Source organism: Bacillus sp. PK3_68 (genome assembly GCF_003600835.1).
Lineage (GTDB): Bacteria > Bacillota > Bacilli > Bacillales > Domibacillaceae > Pseudobacillus.
Window position 1 is genome coordinate 593,865 of the sequence record NZ_NQYC01000001.1, and the last position, 16,782, is coordinate 610,646.

At 38.6% G+C, this 16,782-nt stretch carries 21 protein-coding genes and 1 pseudogene; 5 read left to right on the forward strand and 17 right to left on the reverse strand.

All coding sequences use genetic code 11. From position 1 onward, the window contains the following. Positions 1-23: 23 nt before the first annotated feature. The 7 genes and pseudogenes from CJ483_RS02975 to CJ483_RS03005 all read right to left on the reverse strand — a co-directional run bounded on the left by CJ483_RS02975 (position 24) and on the right by CJ483_RS03005 (position 7,229). Positions 24-392: a nuclear transport factor 2 family protein gene (locus CJ483_RS02975; protein WP_120031798.1), complete on the reverse strand. Its 369-nt coding sequence runs from the start codon at positions 390-392 to the stop codon at positions 24-26. A 42-nt stretch (positions 393-434) separates the two neighbouring features. Further along, the gene (locus CJ483_RS02980; RefSeq protein WP_120031800.1) at positions 435-1,334 is read right to left on the reverse strand and encodes a phage minor head protein; all 900 of its coding nucleotides are present in this window, start codon (positions 1,332-1,334) and stop codon (positions 435-437) included. Then, positions 1,331-2,875 carry a phage portal protein gene (locus CJ483_RS02985; protein WP_120031802.1) on the reverse strand — a complete coding sequence of 515 codons (1,545 nt, stop codon included), beginning with the start codon at positions 2,873-2,875 and terminating at the stop codon, positions 1,331-1,333. The genes CJ483_RS02980 and CJ483_RS02985 overlap by 4 nt, the downstream gene beginning before the upstream one ends. A 3-nt stretch (positions 2,876-2,878) precedes the next feature. After that, complete coding sequence (locus CJ483_RS02990) at positions 2,879-4,174, reverse strand: PBSX family phage terminase large subunit (protein ID WP_120031804.1); 1,296 nt, start codon at positions 4,172-4,174, stop codon at positions 2,879-2,881. Further along, on the reverse strand, positions 4,171-4,881 hold the full coding sequence (terS, locus tag CJ483_RS02995) for a phage terminase small subunit (RefSeq protein WP_120031806.1): 711 nt from the start codon (positions 4,879-4,881) through the stop codon (positions 4,171-4,173). The genes CJ483_RS02990 and terS overlap by 4 nt, the downstream gene beginning before the upstream one ends. A gap of 154 nt (positions 4,882-5,035) precedes the next feature. Continuing rightward, positions 5,036-6,285 (reverse strand): annotated as a pseudogene (locus tag CJ483_RS03000) (MFS transporter). A gap of 29 nt (positions 6,286-6,314) precedes the next feature. After that, the gene (locus CJ483_RS03005) at positions 6,315-7,229 is read right to left on the reverse strand and encodes a bifunctional helix-turn-helix transcriptional regulator/GNAT family N-acetyltransferase (protein ID WP_120031808.1); all 915 of its coding nucleotides are present in this window, start codon (positions 7,227-7,229) and stop codon (positions 6,315-6,317) included. A 310-nt stretch (positions 7,230-7,539) separates the two neighbouring features. Here CJ483_RS03005 and CJ483_RS25635 point away from each other — a divergent pair, with 310 nt between their 5' ends. Beyond that, positions 7,540-7,692, forward strand: coding sequence for a DUF8096 family protein (locus CJ483_RS25635; protein ID WP_481747731.1), 153 nt, complete (start codon positions 7,540-7,542; stop codon positions 7,690-7,692). A 362-nt stretch (positions 7,693-8,054) separates the two neighbouring features. Here CJ483_RS25635 and CJ483_RS03010 read toward each other — a convergent pair whose 3' ends face one another. From CJ483_RS03010 to CJ483_RS03020, 3 genes are all read right to left on the reverse strand, one after another. Further along, positions 8,055-8,246 (reverse strand): hypothetical protein, encoded by a 192-nt coding sequence (locus CJ483_RS03010; RefSeq protein WP_120031810.1) that lies wholly within the window; start codon positions 8,244-8,246, stop codon positions 8,055-8,057. 104 nt (positions 8,247-8,350) lie between these two features. Beyond that, positions 8,351-8,809 carry a LuxR C-terminal-related transcriptional regulator gene (locus CJ483_RS03015; RefSeq protein ID WP_120037763.1) on the reverse strand — a complete coding sequence of 153 codons (459 nt, stop codon included), beginning with the start codon at positions 8,807-8,809 and terminating at the stop codon, positions 8,351-8,353. A gap of 318 nt (positions 8,810-9,127) precedes the next feature. Further along, positions 9,128-9,322, reverse strand: coding sequence for a DUF3954 domain-containing protein (locus CJ483_RS03020; protein WP_182916948.1), 195 nt, complete (start codon positions 9,320-9,322; stop codon positions 9,128-9,130). 202 nt (positions 9,323-9,524) lie between these two features. Between CJ483_RS03020 and CJ483_RS03025 the strand changes: the two genes are divergently transcribed. From CJ483_RS03025 to CJ483_RS03040, 4 genes are all read left to right on the forward strand, one after another. Further along, positions 9,525-9,692 carry an aspartyl-phosphate phosphatase Spo0E family protein gene (locus tag CJ483_RS03025; RefSeq protein ID WP_120031812.1) on the forward strand — a complete coding sequence of 56 codons (168 nt, stop codon included), beginning with the start codon at positions 9,525-9,527 and terminating at the stop codon, positions 9,690-9,692. 242 nt (positions 9,693-9,934) lie between these two features. Further along, positions 9,935-10,126, forward strand: a complete 192-nt coding sequence (locus CJ483_RS03030) for a hypothetical protein (RefSeq protein WP_120031814.1) — start codon at positions 9,935-9,937, stop codon at positions 10,124-10,126. A gap of 403 nt (positions 10,127-10,529) precedes the next feature. Further along, positions 10,530-11,105, forward strand: coding sequence for a hypothetical protein (locus CJ483_RS03035; protein ID WP_120031816.1), 576 nt, complete (start codon positions 10,530-10,532; stop codon positions 11,103-11,105). 471 nt (positions 11,106-11,576) lie between these two features. Then, positions 11,577-12,266, forward strand: coding sequence for a hypothetical protein (locus CJ483_RS03040; RefSeq protein WP_120031818.1), 690 nt, complete (start codon positions 11,577-11,579; stop codon positions 12,264-12,266). Positions 12,267-12,556: 290 nt separating this feature from the next. Here CJ483_RS03040 and CJ483_RS03045 read toward each other — a convergent pair whose 3' ends face one another. The 7 genes from CJ483_RS03045 to CJ483_RS03075 all read right to left on the reverse strand — a co-directional run bounded on the left by CJ483_RS03045 (position 12,557) and on the right by CJ483_RS03075 (position 16,771). Continuing rightward, entirely contained in the window at positions 12,557-13,000 is a 444-nt protein-coding gene (locus CJ483_RS03045) for a DUF1064 domain-containing protein (protein WP_120031819.1), read from the reverse strand. Then, complete coding sequence (locus CJ483_RS03050) at positions 12,997-13,185, reverse strand: hypothetical protein (RefSeq protein WP_120031821.1); 189 nt, start codon at positions 13,183-13,185, stop codon at positions 12,997-12,999. The genes CJ483_RS03045 and CJ483_RS03050 overlap by 4 nt, the downstream gene beginning before the upstream one ends. After that, positions 13,182-14,087, reverse strand: a complete 906-nt coding sequence (locus CJ483_RS03055; RefSeq protein ID WP_259455549.1) for an ATP-binding protein — start codon at positions 14,085-14,087, stop codon at positions 13,182-13,184. The genes CJ483_RS03050 and CJ483_RS03055 overlap by 4 nt, the downstream gene beginning before the upstream one ends. Next, positions 13,972-14,739, reverse strand: a complete 768-nt coding sequence (locus tag CJ483_RS03060) for a DnaD domain protein (RefSeq protein ID WP_120031825.1) — start codon at positions 14,737-14,739, stop codon at positions 13,972-13,974. Before CJ483_RS03060 ends, CJ483_RS03055 begins: the two co-directional genes overlap by 116 nt. Before the next feature lie 163 nt (positions 14,740-14,902). Next, a complete protein-coding gene (locus CJ483_RS03065; RefSeq protein WP_259455550.1) occupies positions 14,903-15,706 on the reverse strand; it encodes a PD-(D/E)XK nuclease-like domain-containing protein in 804 nt (267 codons plus the stop codon). Then, positions 15,660-16,577 carry a hypothetical protein gene (locus tag CJ483_RS03070; RefSeq protein ID WP_259455551.1) on the reverse strand — a complete coding sequence of 306 codons (918 nt, stop codon included), beginning with the start codon at positions 16,575-16,577 and terminating at the stop codon, positions 15,660-15,662. The genes CJ483_RS03065 and CJ483_RS03070 overlap by 47 nt, the downstream gene beginning before the upstream one ends. Continuing rightward, positions 16,577-16,771: a hypothetical protein gene (locus tag CJ483_RS03075; RefSeq protein ID WP_120031831.1), complete on the reverse strand. Its 195-nt coding sequence runs from the start codon at positions 16,769-16,771 to the stop codon at positions 16,577-16,579. Before CJ483_RS03075 ends, CJ483_RS03070 begins: the two co-directional genes overlap by 1 nt. Between the last annotated feature and the right edge of the window lie 11 nt (positions 16,772-16,782).

Consider the following 16,782-nt stretch of genomic DNA (forward strand, 5'->3'; position numbering starts at 1 on the left):
CCTTAATGAGGGTAATTAATACATTACTTGGTAGGAGAATCTACTGGTGTACCTTGATGAAAAAACATTTGCCATTTCCCATCTCTAAGTCTCCATATAGAACTACGCAATGTATGCTGTTGTTTCACTTCGTTGAATATTTGATAGGTAGCCAACACACTGTCATCAGACAATAGATGAATTTTAAAGTTGCTTAGAGTCATCTCAACCGTACCTATTCCGGTTGGATCTATTCCATCCTTTACACGCCAAACGTTCCCCGAACTACCAAATTCAAAAAAGTCTTCACTAAGTATCTCCCTAAGCTTTGCAGGAGAGGAACGCACCTCAGAGTTTAATAAACTTTCTTCCAAATTACGCAAGTGTTCTTCTAATGCTTGTTGGCTTTCCATCCTGTCTCCTCCCTCAACTATTTTTTATAAAATCATAGCAGATTATTTTTCCTCCAGCACCTGCCGTCTGATCTCTTCTTTTTCTTCCTTACTTAGACCGAGAATAGATTCATTAACTACTGGAGAAAGCACACAATGACAATTCACCCGCTCACTGGCTGGCAAAGACGGATCTCTCGGATAATCCGCTGCATGCCCATTTACATTAAACTTTTCATCAACAGGAATCTCTTTACCGTCTAGCTCTTGATGCTCTTTGCGTGGTTTATTTTTCTTCGATCCAGAATGCCGCCAACGCTTTTTCTCTACGGCCGGGCTTTGGCGATAGGCTTCAACTTGAGCTACAGATGACGCCGTTAAGACTTCTGTGATAGCCGTTGTGCGAGCACGTTTCCGGTCAAACTCAGGCAAGTCCTTTATGGCCATCTCTGCATCTTGAATAGAGCCGCCTTCCTCAATGACTTTCTTTAATTCTCTTTCAAGTGCTTCATGGGTGTTCAATTTCATCAATTTACTAAGCTCCTTAGACCACTCCTCAATCCAAGTAATGCTTCGATTGGATAATGTTTTAAAAGGTACATCTTTATCTATAGAATCCATTAGCTCAGCGGCTAATCCTGCTACTGTTAACTGAAGAAAAGCGGATGTCTCTTCCTCCATCTCTTCTGCAAATTCATCCTCTGCAAATAGGTTGCTTGTCAAATAGATTAACAAGGCCTGCAAAGTGATATCTTTCCCTATGTAGGATTTAACACCATCTAAATAATATTTCCTCTGTTTTCTTAAAAGTTTAGCTATCTTTTTCTCATAATCTTCAACATAGTTGGGTATACTTTCTAAACCGGGGAAATCAGGAATAACTTCTGTCAGCTTCTCATCACCTTCCCCGGCTTTAGCAATGTATGCGTTTAGGCTTATTAGTAATTTATCTACTTTTCTCATGATCGAACTTCCTCTAGTACATCTCGTAAGTCTTTTAAAATATTAATCAACTCCGTTTGTCCTGGTGCCATATTTGATTTCGTTAACATGGCTAGCGGATTGTTTTGTTGCTGTTGCAGACTATTTAAGACCACTGGGAACGGCACATTATATTCATCAGGAAGCGTTTCGAGTTCTTTTCCAAGTAATTGTCCTAGTAGGTCTCTTAAATCATTAGGGACAGCTGCACCAGCATTAATAAATGGTGTTAATGCGTTAGCTGTTTCAAGGGGATCACCAAAACTCGGCCCCTTTAAAGATAGCCTGACATTGAAAATATTCAAATCTGGCAGGAACAGCGTATTAAGCTTACCTACAATATTATTTCTCTCAGGTTGGAAGACTTGCTCTTCTGTTACTTTTCGAGCCGTATCTGCGGTGGCTTTATTATAGTCTTGAGATTCACCCGTATATAATGGTGGCAGCCGGAAAGCAGATCGGATTTTATCGCGGCTTTTTTGATCGTATTCCAAGAAGAGGGCGTCCTGCTGAAGAATTTCAGCAAGTGGTTTAATCTCTACCTTCACTGGAGTAATCTTCTCATCCCCTACTGACAAGCCTTCCTGTTCTATTCCCTCTGCCTCTAGCAACAAGAATTTATGAGCATTCTCTACACCTTCGATACCATTCATATACTCTTGGATAGCTGTGTAAGAGTCTTCCGACAACATGCCGTTTTCCACTGTAATAACGGCTGGTACATGACGTCCCTGCTTAAAATACAGATAGTTGAGCTCTTCCGCTTTCCGGGCACCGTATAAATGGACAATGTGGCCAATCCAGCGAGGAACGCCATATGTACCGCTGCCAATTTTAAAATGAATAATCTCTGTTGCGCGTAAGTTTTCCGGCGTATTTTCATCAAACTTCCCATTGGTCAGATTCATGATTCGCGGATCTCCGTATTCTTTGAAATACACTTTCTTTCCGTTAATCATCTGGACAAACTTCCGGAATGTACGCCACCGCTTAATCTGTTTCCTCTCACCATTCTCTGTAATGAAATACTCTACTTCCTCTGGAACAGTTCTGGCGCCAATTCTCATGTATTGACCATCCACATATTCAATACCGGCCGGCTGATTTAATGAGTCTCGCAAAACCTCGATATATCCGTTTCCCATCTTCTCACGGTCTTCAAGCGCATACCCTAAAATGGTTTCAGCTTCCTCATCATAGTTCAGATAACGAATAAACTCTTCGAGCCGAACCCATTCTTCTTCTGCCGCTTTCTTTTTCTCTGAAGAAAGAGTGTCATCATTCACATCAAATACATATTCAGGCTGAAAGCCAAATCCAACAATGTTTGTTTTGTAAGCATCTATGCATTGTTGAATGATCGTTGAATACTCACCGATTGCTTTTAACTCTTTCAAATTGTAAGGCGGTTGAATGATGTCATCTCCATATGATGCTTGAAAGGGATCGTCGTATATCTGTTTGCTATTAACAGAAGGCCCCTCTGTCTTAAACACACGCACATTTAATTTCTGCTGGCTCATTGTTTACCTCCTTTCGCGCTTTGGCCGTTTTCTCTCTTTTTTCTTTTCCTTTAGATCGGCTACCTCATATCCATCTAACCCGTACCAAGCGGCTGAAAATGAATGACTATCGATATTGAATTCATCCGGTATGATGTGGCCGTTCCGGTCTACCTTGTACACAAGGTTTTTCCATTCACGGATTGTGTTTGGACATTCATCGGAACAAATAATTTTGCGGAATCGTTTCATCTTCTTGGTGTTTTGTAAGCGAGAACCCGGAAACTTATGAGCACCAACCATGTTAAAGCCTTGTTTGCGGAAATATCGAATGGTTTTCGGTTCTGCGCTATCAGCAATAATCCGCTCACCACTTTCCCTAAGTTCCTTTAAATCTTCCGCTGTCTCATCATCCGTTTGATTGTTTTTGTAATACTCCCAGTAGATGTACAGATACAACTTTTCTGTATCAACCGCCATACGTAAAGCAGCGTTGAAGGAATCCACAAATCCAAAGTCCATTCCAGTGCGGAAGAGTGGCTTTTCAATGTTGTTTATTGCTTCTATAACCGTACTGTGAGGAGCTTCTTCGAACTGTGGCAGCACCCTTTTTCCGTTCACGCCAAAATGACCTTTCCGAGCAACGCGGTAAAGGTCTGGATCGTACTCCTTTAATTCTTCTAACTGTTCGATATAGCTTTCAGGCAGAAACAAATTGTCATCAGCCGTTGAGTGATGATAGTATGTGTCATTCGTGATAATAGTTTTCTGTTTGTACAACTCTTGGTCATCAAGAACAAAGCGGTTATTCTGCTCATCTTTGAAGAAGTGCAAATAAGTCCAGTTATCTTCTCCCACTGGATTGGTAGAGAGAATCATGTGCAGCTTCAACGTGGGATGTCTTAAACGACCAAGTAACTCTTTAAAACCCGCATATTTGACCTCTGAGCATTCCTCTACCCATATAAGCGAAACATTGTTGATTGACTTTAATTTCGCTGGCTTATCCATCCCTTTGAAGATGATCTTGCTGCCGTTTGGAAAGCGGATTTGCATAGGGGAACTAACACATTTGATTTTATGATCCAGCCCTAGATCAGTAACGATCTCTTCCAGTAATGAAAAGGTAGAGTCCCTATGTGTGTCGTACACTTCCCGGACAACGAGAGCGGTCCGCTTTTCTTCAAGTAGCTTTAATACAATTTTCAAAGCCACATGATAACTTTTGCTGCTGCCATAACCGCCGACAAGAAATTGGAACTTTGTTGACCAATCAAATAGAAAGTCTTCGAAGTGAGGATTTACTTCTTTTTCGCTCATGAATCCTCACTCTTTCGCTTGATGAGAATTTCAATTGGCCCGTCATCATCACTGGCCAACTTATCAACTTCAGCCTTCGTTTTTTGGATATTAAGAGTCATTTGTTCAAGCTTCAAGCGGCGTTCATCATCAACATGGGCCAGTTCATCAAATTGCCTAATCAAATTGCGAAGCTCTGCCATGGCTCTTGATTGCGCATTTAAGAAAGTCGCTTGACGATCCCAGGCGAACTGAAACTCCCATTCTCGCTCTTCCGAAAAATCAGCATCCTTTTTCTTTTTAAGCTCCTTAATCATTTCTTCTTTACTTTCAACAAACATAATCTTTTGGGCCCGGATAATAGCAGCATATTGAATTTGAATCTGATCCCAGATCAAATCAGCTGGTGATCGTTCATTGAGGCTTTCCATGATCTCCAATGTTTCTTCTGGAAGGAATTTAGAAAAGAAGCCGTGGGTCACAGCATTCTGATTTCCTTTAGGAGCAGCCCCGCCTTTATTGCCTTTGGCATTGATATTCCCTTTGGGTGCACCTCTCTTTTTTGTGTGCACACTTTTTTCAGAGGGTGCACCCCGGTTACGATTCCATCCATAACGCTTTTTCCAAGACTTTACCGTGTTGATAGATACCTCGTATTTTTCGGCAATGTCTTTGTATTTCATGCCTTTGACATAATCTTTCTCCGCTAATACATACCTTTCAGCCATTCTACATCACCTGCCACCTCCGATATTTATGTTTGTTTTGGAGCAAAGAAAAAAGCACCCGTTAAGGTGCAAAAACAGTTTCTTATTTTCAAACTCTTCTGTAACAGGATTGAACCACCTGTATCTTACTAGTGTTGTCTTATTATTACTGAATCTAAACTGTTATTGAGTTCCCTCTTTTTTTATGAAACTCAGGAAGTAAAAGGGTGAGAACTGCCGATATCACTAAAATAACAATGGAAAAATAAATGGAAAAATCGTAGTTACCTTGATAACTGAATACTAAACCAGGCAGATAGGCTCCAAGTGCTGATCCCATTTGGTGACTAAGAAATAACCACCCAATGATAAAACCGACAGAATAATGCCTAAAGTATTGTGTTGCTAACAATTGTGTAGGAGCCACAGTTGCAAAATCCACTAATCCAAATATCACAGCAAAAATAATCAATAAAATAGGATTATAACTATATAGTAGGATAACCAGTGATAATGCTCGTATAATATACAAGACGAAAAGCATCTTTCTACTACTATAGTGGTCTGCTAAAATACCAGAAATTAATATTCCTATAATGTTAAAGCCGGCCAGTACGCTAACTGTAACACTAGTCAAACTCGTTGTGAATCCACACAACTGAGCAAATGAGATAAGATGCGTATCCATTAAACCTGTAGTTGTAAAGCCGCAAACAAAAAATGGGAGAATCAGAAACCAAAACTGTTTCATACGAAAAATTGTCCAAATTGAAAAGTCTATATTTGTATCTTTTCGTTTAATTGTATTGCCTTCTTTTCCATATCCCCAACAGGCGTTAATCCTTTTTCTATAGGATGGTTCCTTAAAAATACAAATATAACCGGGAATACCAATACTATTAAAAGAATTCCAAAAACTATAACAGTCCCTTTCCAATCTATCCACTGAATTAATAACAAAGATCCGGGCACAAGTAACATTTGTCCGGCACCAAATCCGGCTTCCACAATCCCTAAAGCAATCCCTCTTTTTTCATTAAACCAATTTGTTATCATTACTGCTGCAGCCACATTTGAAGCTCCACCAACTCCAATAGATACAAATACTCCATATAAAATAAATAATTGCCATGGCTGGTGAACAAAAGCAGTTAATAGTATACTAGCCCCTACTAAAAAGGTGCTTAGAGAAAGCACTAAACGAGGACCGAATTTATCAACTAACCTTCCTATAACTGGCTGTGAAAATCCATAAACAAGAAAGCTTAATGTTGAAATAAGCGATACTGTTCCTCTATTCAACGAAAATTCTTTTTCCCAAGGCTCAACAAATGCACCAAAAGAAAGACGAACACCTTGAACAGTCAAAAGAGATAGAAATGTCAAAAAAACAATGATCCAAGCATAATGAGCCTTTATATTCATAATTCCTCCTCAACTAAACATGAAGCAATTTATAACATTAAATCCCATCGTTCTTCTACAAGCTTTTGCCCCCATAACATTTGCTCTTCCTTAACCTCCGTAATTTTGAATCCAAATTTTTCATATAAGGCGCGAGCTGCAGTTATGTTACTCACAGTCCAGAGAAATACACGTTCATACCTTTTTTCTTTACAATAATCAATTAAATTATGAATCAGTTTAGTTCCGGTTCCTCCTTTTCGAAAAGCGGTCTCTACAAGAAACCAGCGCAGTTGTGCTGTTTTCTCATCATGTTTGACCAATCCAACACAACCTACAAAGTCTCCATCACTTTCAGCTATCCAAATTTTTTCAATATCCCCCTCAAACGTCTTATAAAGATAATCTAAGAACGTGTCATCCCATCCATATGTATCCATGAAAAAAGCTCGTTGTTTTTCAATCATAATTTTTATATCTTCAGGAGTATAAGAGTCTTTTATAAAGATTGTTGACCCTTTAGAATTAAGGTTTTGGGATAAAATGCATTCAATGACTTGCATCGAATCTATAAGTTCCCCTCTAGTTTTATCATCTATGCCTTTCAAAATATATTCCACTTGTTGATTAGCTTTTTTCTCTAAATTCTTGTAAATATCTACTCCCGATGTTGTTAAATACACTAAATAGTTGCGACCGTCCTCTTTACATTTTTGTTTGTAAATAATATTTTCTTTTTCAAATTTTTTTATAATTCTACTTACATATCCCCGATCTAACCCTAAATGTTCTTGCAGCTTTTTAGCAGTACAATTATGACTGTTGTAAATTTCGTATAAAATACGCGTTTCTGTTAGAGAAAAAGGACTGTCATATATATGTTCATTCAGAAAACCAAGAACGTTTGTATAGAAACGATTAAATCTTCTGAACTCTTTCACCGTTTTATCTTCAACATTTTTCATTAGAAACTCCCCTTTTTATATTAGTTGACTTTGTCAATCATATAAAAAATATAAACCGGTTAGTTGACTTTGTCAACTTATTCTAGCAATTCAAAAAATAAGAAGATTTTTCCAATATATAAGATATCTTAGTTTTCTGCCATCAAAATTATTTTTTCTTTTGTGCTACTCGTTACTTTAACTTCACCATATCTTTTTAAATTATATTTTGATAAAAAAGCTTTTTCCTCTACCCTTCCACGATAAAATAATCACTGGACTTCACCAGAAAGGTGATCAGCATGGAAGAGAATAAAAATATGATTTAACTATTGTCTATCGCCACAATGATCATCCAGACATTATTTTCGGCCGTTGTGGTAACTTTAGGGATGCTCAATTCAAGAGTTCCGCGAAAGATAATGTTTTTATTAGAAAGGCTGGAATTATGAGACGAGAAAAAAGATTTACACCTGTCAATTAATAGAGAATTTATTTTATCAACTCTTTAAAATTTAACAGTAATGTTATAGACTATGGATTATAACCGTATAACATAGGGCCTCTAATAAATAATTAGGAGGCTTTCAATGATTTTCAAATTAATTCGAAAAACCAAAGAATATATGCAAAATAATAAAAATAGGAAAGTAAAAACTTCTGAAAAAACTTTTGAATTACGTATTTATCTATTTAAGAAGAAATAGATAGTTTCGATATAGAAATTTTTATAAGCAAAGAGGTCCTATCTGGTTATGTATTAACCAGATAGGACCTTTATTAAAAATTAAAATAATACAGTGTTACTCTTTTGAGTGACGTTCTAAACAAATCCTGTATTTCTCTTTAAATAGTATCCTTAATTTTATACTTCTTTACATTAGCCAAATTGACGGCCCCATTTTCTACTACATAAAACCCTTTTGTCTTTTCAAGCTCATCTTTAAGTTCCTTTTCGGAATTCCTCTCTGCCTCAAGCGTGATCACATGATTATTGATTAAATGAAAATCAATTGAATATTTTTTTATTTTACACACCCCCTCTATCTACACAGTTCGATAGAAGGGAATATTTACCTACAATATTCATTCGACAAATAACGCCAACGGACCATCTTACCGCTCCGTTCCTGCCTCCCATTCTAACAAGCCGAATGATGCTCTGGCAAAATCGTATCCTTTGGAACGTCTGGAACATTCGGAACATATTCTGCAAGTTGCTCTATAATTTTCTCTCTCAACCGTCTGATATGAGAATGAGAGAGTCCCAGATGCATCGCAATCCAGCGATAGCTCTTTCCTTCCAGAAGCCAATGCAGTACTTCAATTTCTCGCTCATTCTTAATAGCATATAGCCGCTGTTGAAGAAGCTGAATCTTTCTCTCATATTCATGGACCTTCTTCCATCGCTTTTCTCGTCTAAGATATTCCTGGTAAACAGGATCAGAAGTTCTTCCTTTTGCTTTCGGCATATCACTGTCGGGGCCATATTGACGGACCACGCGTTCACCAGCATCGTTTAAGGACTCACGGAGTATTCTTATCGAATTCATCATCCAGTGATAATCTTTTAAAATCTTCTCTATTTCTTTCTTATTCATCACTTTCAAGTTCCTCCCTTGTCTTTCATCAATTAAAATGGCGATTAAATTAATAAAATAAAAGAGGACACCAAACAATAAAGCAGCTGCAACCTGCCTTAAAGTTTTGGTGCCCTCGGTTTTTCCGTTAGGCTATATATTCTTTATTTTATATGACTCAAAATAGTTTTTACTTGCTCTATTAGTTGCTCTCTTGTCATTATTGTGTAGCCTTTGATTTTATTATGCTTACACACATATTTTAGTTCCTTAATGGTCTACTTTTCGATGGGGGGTATATTAATAATTACCGCTTCTTCACTCATTTTGCACCCTCCTCTAAATAACCTCCTGACCAGACATTCGAACCCGCTGGCTTCTTATCACATCAAACACCTTACCATCCTTCCAGATGATTGTGTCTTCTCCAAATTGTTTAGGCGTCACTTTCGTCAATTGTCCGTCGATAACTACATACGCTGCATTTTCCATTAAGTCGATTTCTGCTGTGATTTTAAGGTTAGAATTTTTCACTAAAACTCCTCCCGATCTGTTAAAATAAAGGTACCAACACTATTTATTCGAAAGGCCGGGAGCTTTCTCGGCTTTTTTCATCTACTAAATTAAATAAGGTAAATTTTTGAAATGTTTTGTCGAATTCCTTTTTCCTTACTTTTTTAGTTGTATAATGTACAAGCTTGTAGTTTTTTATATACATTATTAGGAGAGATGAAAAGTGATTACGCAAGAATCGCCTGAAGAATTAATCACTAGGATTAACAATGTACGTAGTTTAATGATTTCAACTGGCATGAGTAAAGGTCTCAATGATTATGAAACCTTAAAATACAGCGAAGAACTGGACAAGCTTATTAATGAATATCAATTAACAGCCTTGTCCTGAGCCTATAAAATCACAGCCATTAAAAAGTGTTTAAATTAGAGATATTGTTTAGAGAGTCACATGAATCTAAGAACATAAAGTCACCTCGATCATTTGCTATTTCTTGTAGTATGAACACTAAGAGCTATCCTTATGAAATAAATACACTGCTTTATTTCGCTTCTTTCACAAACTGCGACATTACATTTTATCTTCCATATTGTGGTATAATTAATATAAACAAGAAAGGAGTGAATAGATTCTTGGGCTTTGTTACATTCATTGCAGTTGTACTAGCCGCATTAATTGTTGACTTCTTCTGGCTTGATATAGAAAACAAAAGATGGAAATGGTTAAAAGGTCGTTCTAAACCTCAACAAGTTTTATTTTTTGCTTTCTTTATGGGGGCTTCAGCAATTCTTTATTGTTTGTTTGGTTATAAGTTTTTGAATTAACAAAAATAAACTTGGGTCTGTCAACATCAATGTGCCGAAGAAGGTGCGACGAGTTGGCAGACTATTTTTATTTCTCTACGTCATAGTATGAGTCTATTACGACTCTTAGCCGCGTTTGTTCCCCTTCCTGTTATCACTGTATATCCTTAACAGGCTTTCCTCCTCCTCTCCTCACCGCTTCAGATTCTCATAATACCTTTTCATGAAATACGATCCAGTGGCTTCCTTGCATATTTGATAATCCTCTGCTATTCAACATTCAATTACAACGCCATTGCTATGAAGCTCTCTAGATTTCAGTCTTAGAATGTTTTAAGCATTAGAGGCATTTGTCCAAACTTTAAGTAAAATAAATCAATACAATATATAAGAGATCTTTTTACGTAAAAAAGGAGGTATTTGTATGAATAATAAAAATAAAAGTAATTCTCTTCCTTCTCAAAATCACTGCCTTAATGACTCTCTCATAATAGATAGCGTAATATGCTCAAAGAAAGTACAAAAAATCGCTGAGTTTGATAACATTGGTGTGAGTTTTGCGGGTGCAGAGGATATAAATATAGACGTGACAGTGCAAGAGGATCGCATTGCTCAAAACATCCTTGTAATTAAAGATAAAGTCATAAACATCGGTGCTGTCCCTGTAACTGTAACTGCTACTCCCCCATCGGGCCCCGGCTCCGCTGAGTTCTCAAGAATCTTATCATTTCAAGAAGAGACAGAATGTCCGGGAGCCTGTCCGGGTGATACGGTAACCGAAGCCCCTCTTCAGATAGAAGCTATCATTGCTCAAGCTATTCAAACCGAATTCGACGATCCTCCGTTCTTTAGCATTATCGTCAAGATCATCTTACAAACCACAATTACAGTTACTCGGCCAGTTATTAAATCTAAAGATGGCTGCTTTATTGACGTAAATAAAGATCGTTGTGCTCCTCTGCCCTCTTCGGTTATCCAGCTTCCTACAATCAATCCTTAGAGACTAAGTATTATCTTCGTCGAGTTTTTCGGCTAAGAATGCAATTTTACTGGTGGGAAATGAAACGTTAAAAAGTTGGTTTCCCGGATGCAGACATTAAATGCAGATAAATCCTAGTTGGATTTATCTTTCTTCTTTCTCATTCTATTACGTAGTTTGTGTCTATCACGACTCTGAACCGCGTTTGTTCCCCTTCCTGTTGTCACTGTATATCCTTAACAGGCTTTCCTCCTCCTCTCCTCACCGCTTCAGATTCTCATAATACCTTTTCATGAAAGACGATCCAGTGGCTTCCTTGCATATTTGATAATCCTCTGCCATCCAACATTCAATCGCAACGCCATTGCTATGAAGTTCTCTAGATTTCAGTCTTAGAATGTTTTAAGCATTAGAGGCATTTATCCAAACTTTAAGTAAAACAAGTTAATACAATATATAAAGTACTTTTCATGTAAAAAAGGAGGTGCTTGTGTGAGTAAGAAAACTCAAAATACTGATCATTCCTCTCAAAATCAAAAATACTGTCCAAAAGATTCCTTCATAATAGATAGCGTAATATGCTCGAAAGAAGTACAAAAAATAGCTGGGGTGGAATTTTTCCAAACTCTTCCGACTTCTGAATTTGAAGGGAATTTAAATATAGAAGTGGTAGTGCATGAAGAGCGTATTTCCCAAAATATCGTTGTAATCAGAGATAAGATCGTAAACATTGGAGTTGTCCCCACAACTATAACTATTAGTGACACAGCCGGCTCCCTTGATATCCAAGAAGGGATACCATTTCAGGAAGAAACAGAGTGTCCGGGAGTCTGTCCAGGGGATGTGGTAACCGAGGCCCCTCTTCAGGTAGAAGCGGCTATTGCCCAGATTATCCAATACAACAACGCCGACCCGGGATTTCGGAACTTTAGATTTATCATCAAAATTATTTTACGAACGACCATTACAGCTACCCGTCCAGTTATTAAATCTAAAGATGGCTGCTTTATTGACGTAAATAGAGATCGTTGTGAAATTCCATTTCCTTCGACTATCCAACCTCCTGTACTGTTTGGAGGTGCAACATCATTGCTTTCAAGCTTTTCGGCTAAGAATACAATTTTACCGATGAGAAATGAAACATTAAAAAATTCGCCTCCCCCAGAAAAGCACACAAATTAAATTGAAACAATTATTAAATCCAAAGATGGTTGCTTGACTGATATTAATCCATCTCGTTGTGAGGCGCCAATACCTTTAACCCTTAGCCTTCCTGTACCACCTACAAATGGATAATAATTACGCTATCTAATAGACTTTTAATACTTGAACATACTAACCGGCAAAATTATTCTTTATGAAGAGATTAGGGATAGATAAGTCCTATTTGGATTTATCTCTTTTTTGCTCGTTTCTATTGCTCATTTTGTATCTATTACGACTCTTAGCCGCGTTTGTTCCCCTTCCTGTTATCACTGTATATCCTTAACAGGCTTTCTCCTCCTCATCTTCTGTTTCTTACTCACATAATCCTGATACTCTTCCGTCGGCAAAAACCCCTCATGATCCGGACTATATGCAAGCAAGCTCAATATGTGAGGATATTTAAACTCAAACAGCTTCCGCTTAATCTTAAAAGCCTCTGTTTCCACTCCCTTGATGTCTATCACTTCAATGCTGCCGTCCTTCTTATGCACTTCAAAATCGGCCACATACTCAATTTTCCGATGCGTTACCCCATTCTTCGTGAAAGCTTCTTGGAGCAAGTACCGCGGCTGGGTGCGGAAGAAAAGAATTTGCTCATTCGCCTGCAGCCGTTTCAGATGCGCATAATACCTTGCTTCGGCTTTGCTATCGAACGTGATGCCATCCACCACCACTTTCTTAGAACCATATTTTGACCTCGCTTTCCTCAACTTGCATCCTTCCCAATGAGTTCAGTTTGCCGCATAGCTTCTCGCAACCTCTTTTTAAAGTCTGCATGTTTTTTCTCCCAAACCTCTTCTGGCATCGGTCCACACTTTGGACAAGGCTGCTTGATCCACCCAAAGCCAATGTCATTTGTGACTACATAAGTACCGTTGCATAAATTGCATGTCATCGTTTTAACCTCCAATCTATTCCTTCTGTCTCTAATAGGTATTCTCCGCATTCTCCAATTAGTCGACTCGCCGCTGCATATCCAATCTTGTCAGCCAGCGTCCCTCGATCTTCATTACTGTTAAAAACAATCGGCTTTTGCTTACGGTATCTCTCGTTAATGATCGTGTAGTACATTCGTTCACGCGCTTCTGTCCAGCTTACTTTCCCGATGTCATCCCAAATGAGTACATCTGCCGATAAAGCCCCGTTTAAGAGGCGATGATAGGTTTCTCCCTCATCATCCATCTTCTTGGCTTGCATAAGCTCTTCCATGAACGACACATCCGAGACAACGAGCACATTAAATCCCTCTTTGATCAACTGTTTAGACAAAGCTATCTGCAAATGTGTTTTGCCAATTCCGAAATTGTTATGCTTTTGTTTCAATGCTGCTCTTTCCGAAGCAGGCATTTCTTTCAGCCGTTGTTCTCCAAAAACGGCAATCAGGCCAAAATTATAAGCCGGAATGATTTTCTTTTTCTCATCACCTTGCTTAACGACCTTAAACAAGGACCTGTATCTTTTTGTTAATTCCAGCATGTCTTTTTGAACCGGTGATGAGGTTTCATAGTTTTCAAAGTTCGCTTGAGTAAACTCCTCTGGAATCATGGATTGTTTAAATCGTCTTCTCCAGGCTTTTCTCTCACGACATTCACAAGGCTTAGCAAATTCATACATCAGGCCGTTAGTGGCTGCTTCTTGGTAATAAACTAGCTCTGTATCCTTGCAAATTGCACACTCATATTTAACCGCCCCACGCTCTTCTGGCTTCTTCCAGTTCTCGGTATACGTCATCCGTTGATTTGCCTTTGCTTGTAGGTCGGCCATAACTTCTGCGATGCTGATAAACCTTCTGGCCACTCTCTTCACCTCGTTTTTTGTTAGGATTTTTCAAGATAGATTCCACGTATTTTAAGTTGCGAGCCCCATATAAGACCGCTTCACCCATAGCATGTAAGACTAAGCTTTCTCCATAATCGTCAACTAGGCTCCCTAACTTATCCGCTACAAAGCCACTAAGCTGTCCAAACCCTTCTTGTTCATAAAACTGAAAAGGATTAACCAATGCGCGCTTATCTTCTTCATCTTCTTTATCTTTTTGTTTAGTTTTATTTAGTTTAATTAATGCGGAACTAACTCCGGAACTAGGTACGGAACGAACCTCGGCACTAACTGCGGAACGAAGTGCGGAAATATTTTCCGACCTTTGAGGAAGTTCGGAATTATTTTCCGTTCTCTCAAAAGAGATCATCTTGTAAATAGGTGCTTTTCCTTTTCTAGAAATAAAATCGATTCGTCCTTTTTGCTTTAACTCATTTCTCACTTTTCGGAGGGTGCGATCTGTTAATCCTGTTTTAACGCATAACACCGATTCAGCCACCGTAAATGTTTCTGTCCATCCAGCCTTATTATTTATGTGCATGAGTGCGTACCATAAATTAATTGCTGATGGTGACAGTTCATTTATTTCGAGCCAATCATAGAATGCGTTTATTTCTTTAATGTAGTTCACGCCTATCCCCTCCTTTCACATATAGCGAATCCATTCTTCACTCTTTTAATCACGTAGTCTGGATAACACTTGTTCATATACTGCAAGATTAGCTGTTTCAATTGTTCTTTACTTTGAGCTTCCTCCCATAGCCGCTGAGGAAGAAGAACGCGGATTTGTATGATCATTGCCAGATCAACTCGCCAACCTCTATCGTGTCATTTAACTGTTTGGTCATTCGGCAGTAATCACATTTCTCACAACGAATAGGGTCTACTTTTCCAGCTTTCACTTCGATCAGTCGCTCCATTTTCATTTCAATGTATTCATACTCGAAGTCGAAGCGAGTTTCATCGAAATGCAGCACCGCTTTATTCGGTGGGTTTTCCTTTGTTACTGCAACGATATAAGGTGTATATGTACTTCCTGTAGCCTCCTGTAACACTCTTCGATACAAAGCCATTTGAAGCACATAATCCCAAGCTTCCACGAAGGAAACCCAGTTATCATACTTAACTGACCAGTACCGTTTATAGAGGTCTTGTGTTGTTTTCAAATCACTAAATGTCCGGCGGCCATGATGAATGCTGTCCACTTTAATCTTCCAATCTGCTCCGAATAAGTGAGCTGTGTAAATTTCTTCTTTCTCCCCTTCTAACGCAAACATAGCGAAAGGATCTGCTTTTAATGTTTCGATCATTCGATCCGCTGTTTCAAAGTCTGAATACTTACCGCCACGTGATTTGAAGATTGCTCCGTTGTTTTCTTCAATAAACTGTTCAAATGTCTCGTTACTTTCAAACGCTGCATGAACGTAGGAACCGACTAACAAGGTGTTGGAGTGGGGCTCTTGATAAGCCCCTTTTAACTCCGCCATTGTTTTTGTCTCACACTCAATAAAACTTTTAAACTGTGAAACAGAGAAGAATTGTTGATCTGCTTCAATCGAATGATAGTTCTCCTTGGTCAAAGTCCATGTCTGCAGCACTTGGCTTCACCTCTTCTTTCTTCTCTTCATGTTTCTTTTGAGGTTCAGCGTCTTCTTGCTGTTCATTTTCGAAAGACTTAGCTAGTTGGCTTTGTTTCTTTTTCTTCGAAGCACTCTTATCAAACCAATCTTCCACTTTAGACATTCCGTCTTTCAGTGAGTTAAAGATCTTGATAAGTTCTAAGTAGTCATACTCTGTAAAAGCTTCCGCATTGTAGCCGAATCTTTCTTCAATCATGTCTTGTGTGACACGGTGTTGCTCTTTAAAAGCTTTTAACGCACTGGCTACCCTGTCTTTTAACGGTCCCTTGTTATTTCCTCGAAGTGTTTCTTCACATTCAGCAATTGCTTTATCGACAATGTCTCCTGGAATAATGCCCAAGATGCAGGCACGTAATCGGCGAGAACCGTCATTCGCTACTTTTTCATAGATATCCCGTGGATCAGTTAGCTGCTTCAATCCTTTTTTCGTTCCAATGCTGTGTTTCACAGTGAATGTTTTTTCTTGTCTGACATTCGTTTCAAGATCCCAAGCATACGCCATAGCAACCGATTCTCCGGGACGCTGCTCCAGTTCCTTTACACCGAATGAAATGTTTCCCCAGTTTTGGGCAAGTACTTCCGCTAAGCGAATAGAAGGTCCAGTCACCTTTGTTCCTCCACGTGGATATTGATACATGGCAACCTGCGCTAAGGCAGGTCGCTTGCAAGAATCTAAAATGCGCTGTTCTGACTGGAAAACGTTTCGTGGAAATTGCTTTGCCAGAAAGATTGCTCCTTTTACCTCTTCCATTTCACGGGAAGCGGAAACTTGTCCAAGTACTCCTGGTTGCTGCTGTTGCTGATTAAATTGTTCAGTTAACTGGCTCATTAAACGGCCTCCTTCATAATGACTGATAATAAATTGTTATATTGCTTAACGAGTTCCTTTAAATCTGCATGTGTACCTACTCCAGCAACGGCTTGACTGACTCCTATATACACAGAATCTAAAGCTCTCTTATCGTCCATATCCGGAAAAGTCTGTTTTGTTCGATTAAAGTGACTCTCTAAACAAATATCCATTCCAATCCGCT